This window comes from Candidatus Syntrophosphaera sp. (genome assembly GCA_019429425.1).
In the GTDB taxonomy this organism is placed as follows: domain Bacteria; phylum Cloacimonadota; class Cloacimonadia; order Cloacimonadales; family Cloacimonadaceae; genus Syntrophosphaera.
Window position 1 is genome coordinate 1 of record JAHYIU010000125.1, and the last position, 3,918, is coordinate 3,918.

At 58.3% G+C, this 3,918-nt stretch carries 3 protein-coding genes; all 3 read right to left on the bottom strand.

Features of this window, described 5'->3' with window-relative positions; all coding sequences use genetic code 11:
* Nucleotides 1-953 (bottom strand): KpsF/GutQ family sugar-phosphate isomerase (locus K0B87_09430; GenBank protein MBW6514956.1); only part of this gene is annotated, 953 nt, incomplete at its 3' end.
* A 71-nt stretch (nucleotides 954-1,024) separates the two neighbouring features.
* Entirely contained in the window at nucleotides 1,025-2,929 is a 1,905-nt protein-coding gene (gene thrS / locus K0B87_09435; GenBank protein MBW6514957.1) for a threonine--tRNA ligase, read from the bottom strand.
* A 63-nt stretch (nucleotides 2,930-2,992) separates the two neighbouring features.
* Nucleotides 2,993-3,918: HAD-IC family P-type ATPase (locus K0B87_09440; GenBank protein MBW6514958.1), on the bottom strand; the 926-nt coding region annotated here is incomplete at its 5' end.

Sequence of the window (3,918 nt, forward strand, 5' to 3'; positions counted from 1 at the left end):
CGGACGAGATCGTGCATGTGGAGCATGCCTACCACCCTGTCATCGGAGTCGACAACAGGCAGCATGGTGATCTGGTGGCGCTCCATCAGGTTGAGGGCTTCGGCGGCCAGTTCATCCGGCTGGCAGCGCTTGGGCTTGGGGGTCATGCATTCGCGGGCGCTGTGGGACAAAAGGTTTTCCTGCTTGAGTTGGATCTGGCGGCGCAGGTCTCCGTCCGTGATCATGCCCGCCAGGCGCTGATCCTCGTCCACAACAGCCGCGCAACCGAGCTTTTTGGAGGTCATTTCCAGGATCACGCCGCTCATTGTTTCGGATTCCGCCACCTGGGGCAATTCCTCGCCAGAGTGCATCAGGTCGCGCACTTTCAGGAGCAGTTTCTTGCCGATGTTGCCGCCGGGATGGAAACGGGCGAAATCGGCCAGGGAGAAATTCTTTTCCTTGAGCAGGAGGATGGCCAAAGCGTCTCCCAAAGCCAAAGCGACGGTGGTGCTGGAGGTGGGAACCATGCCCAGGGCCTCGTATTCCGCCGGGATGCTGCAATCCAAAACCGCGTCGGCCGCTTGGGCCAGTGGGGACTGGACATTGCCGGTGAGGGCGATCAGCCTGATGCCGATGAACTTGATGAAAGGGATGATGGATAGCAGTTCCTGGGTGTTGCCGCTGTGGGAGATGGCCATCACCACATCCGCGGGCTGAAGCATGCCCAGGTCGCCATGGATGCCTTCCGCGGCGTGGAGAAAGATCGAGGTCGTGCCAGTGCTGGCCAGGGTCGCGGAGACCTTTCTGGCGATGATCCCGGCTTTGCCGACCCCCGTGAGGACCACCTTGCCCTGGCAATCCTTCAGGATCTGAAATGCTTTCTCGGCCTGCGCCGGATCGAGCTGCTCCGCCACGCGCAGGATGGCCTCTGCTTCCAGCTTCAGCTCTTGCTGCAATTGGCCGATGATACTCATGTCACCTCCCGCCCAAGAGCCAAAAACGGCCGATGGGCCTGGTCTGCTCTACCCAAGATCTGCCGCATGTGTCAGGAGCCATCCCGGATCCGCTTCACGGCGTCTTCAAAGCTCATCGAGCCAAGGTCGCCGACGGTGTGCTGGCGTAGGGTGAGAGTCTCGTTTTCTTGCTCTTTTTTGCCCAGAATGCACATGAAGGGGACCTTGCGGATCTCGGCCTCGCGGATCTTGTAGCCGATCTTTTCGTTGCGGGCATCCACCTCGCAGCGCAATCCGAGGAGATTCATCTGTTCCTCGATCTTGCGCGCGTATTCCAATTGGCCGTCGGTGATCGGCAGGATAACCAATTGCACCGGGCAGAGCCAGAGCGGCAGGTTTCCGGAATGGTATTCCAGCAGGGTGGCGAAAAAGCGCTCGACCGAACCCAGGATGGCGCGATGGATCATGAAAGGCCGGTGCTGGGCGTTATCCGCTCCAATATAGCTCATCTTGAAGCGCTCCGGCTCGTTGAAATCGAACTGGATGGTGGTGCATTGCCAGGCGCGGCCGATGGCGTCCTTGATCTTGATATCGATCTTGGGGCCGTAAAAAGCGCCGCCGCCCGCGTCCACTTCATAGGCCAGGCCGAGTTTTTCCAGGGACTGGCGCAGGCTGGCGGTGGCGGTTTCCCAATCCTGGGGATCGCCGACCTTGGCCTCGGGCATGGTGCTCAGATAGATCAGGAATTCCTGGAAGCCAAAGTGCCTGAGCATGTCCAGGGAGAAAACGATCAGCTTTTCCACCTCGCCGTCGAGCTGGTCCGGGGTGCAGATGATGTGGGCGTCGTCCTGGGTGAAGCCGCGGACCCTCATCAAACCGTGTAAAACGCCGGAGCGCTCGTAGCGGTAGACGGTTCCCAGTTCGCCCAGGCGCAGGGGTAACTCGCGATAGCTGTGCAGATTGCTGTTGTAGATGGCGATATGGAAGGGGCAGTTCATCGGTTTTATGTAGTATTCCTGCCCTTCGACATCCATCGGGGCATACATGTTTTCCTTGTAAAAGCCCAGGTGTCCGCTGGTCTCCCAAAGGTTGGCGCGTCCCACGTGCGGGGTGTAAACCAGCTTGTAGCCGCGCTTGAGATGCTCTTCCTTCCAGTAGGTTTCGATCAGGTGGCGGATCATGGCGCCGTTGGGATGCCAAAGCACCAGGCCGGGGCCGATGTCGTCGTTGATGGAAAAGAGGTCCAGGTCCTTGCCCAGCTTGCGGTGGTCGCGCAAAGCCGCCTGGCGCAGGAATTCCAGATATTCGTCCAGTTCCTTCTGGGTGGGGAAGCTGATGCCGTAGATCCTTTGCAGCATCTTGTTCTTTTCGTCTCCGCGCCAATAGGCGCCGGAGGATTTGAGCAGCTTGATGGCCTTGAGCTTGCCGGTATCCAGGATGTGGGGGCCGCGGCAGAGGTCGATGAAATCGCCCTGCCGGTAGGTGCTGATGATATCGGTGTCCGGGATCTCTTGTAAAATCTCGATCTTGTAATCCTCGCCCAGCTTGGTAAAGATCTCAACCGCCTCGGCTTTGGTCAGTTCCCTGCGCTCATAGACCAGGTTCTGCTGGCTGAGCAGGCGCATCCTATCCTCGATCCGGGCCAGTTCCTCTTCGGTAAAGGGTTCGTCGCGGTCGAAGTCGTAATAAAAACCCTGTTCGATGGCCGGACCGATGGTGACCTTCACATTGGGGAAAAGCTGTTTGACGGCCTGGGCCATCAGATGGGCGGTGCTGTGCCAGTAGATGTCCTTGCCGGTATCAGTCTTGAAAGTATGCAGGACAAGGCTGGCGTCTTTATCCATGATATGGTTCAGATCATGCAGTTTTCCGTCGATCTCCGCGCAGATCGAGGCTTCGGCCAGGCGCGGGCTGATCTCTTCAGCCACCGCGAGGGCGGAAACGGGCTGCTCATAGCTTTTTACGGAGCCGTCGGGCAGGGTGATATTTATGGGCATGGTTTCTCCACTATTGTCAATTTAATCGATTTTTTTGCATGATAGTTTGCCCCGCCCTTTTTGTCAAGCGCCGCGTTGGGAACGCAGCATGCGCAGGGAATTGAAGATCACCAGCAGGGTAACGCCCACGTCCGCGATGATCGCTTCCCACAGCCCGCTGATCCCGCCAACGCCCAGAACCATCACCAGAACCTTTACCCCCAGGACGATGGCGATATTTTGTCTGACGACGGCACCAGTGGCGCGGGCGATCCGGAACAGCCCGCTCAATTGGCCAGGCTTGTCGTTCAGCAGCACCACGTCCGCGGTCTCAACCGAGGCCTGGTTTCCGATCCCGCCCATGGCGATGCCCACGTCCGCGCGGGCCAGCGAGGGGGCGTCGTTCATGCCGTCGCCCACGAAGGCGACCTTGCCTTCCGCGCTGTGGATGATCTCCTCCAGTTTGGCCAGTTTCTGGCCTGGCAGCAGTTCCGCATAAAAATGGTCCAAACCAAGTTCCCGGCTCACTTTTTCCGCTTTGGCCTGCCGGTCGCCGGAAAGCATGACGTTGCTGTTTACGCCTTGTTTTCTCAGGGATGAAAGGGCATCCTTAATGCCAGGCTTGAGCTCGTCGGAAAAGGTAACGCAGCCCAGGTAATAGTCGTTTTTGGCGGCGTGGACCAAGCTCAGGGCGTCCGGGCGGATCAGATCGACAAAGCCGAATTCCCGTAAAAATGCCTCCGAACCCGCGATCAGGCGGTCTCCGCCATACTCCAGCAAAACGCCTTTGCCCGGATACTCGGAATAGGCGTTGACCTTTTTGCTGTCGTAATCTCCGTCAAAGGCGCTTTTGATGGCCCGGGAGAAGGGGTGGGAGGAGGTGTATTCGCACAGGTAGAGGGTTTGCAGCAATTCGACTGGCTCGCCTCCGTCTTTCACGAACACTTTTTCCAGCTTCATGTCGCCGGTGGTGAGGGTGCCGGTCTTATCATAAACAACTGTTTTTACCT

Coding starts and splice junctions, on each gene's coding strand:
- thrS (MBW6514957.1), bottom strand. CDS start 2,929: ATGCCCATAAATATCACCCTGCCCGACGGCTCCGTAAAAAGCTATGAG.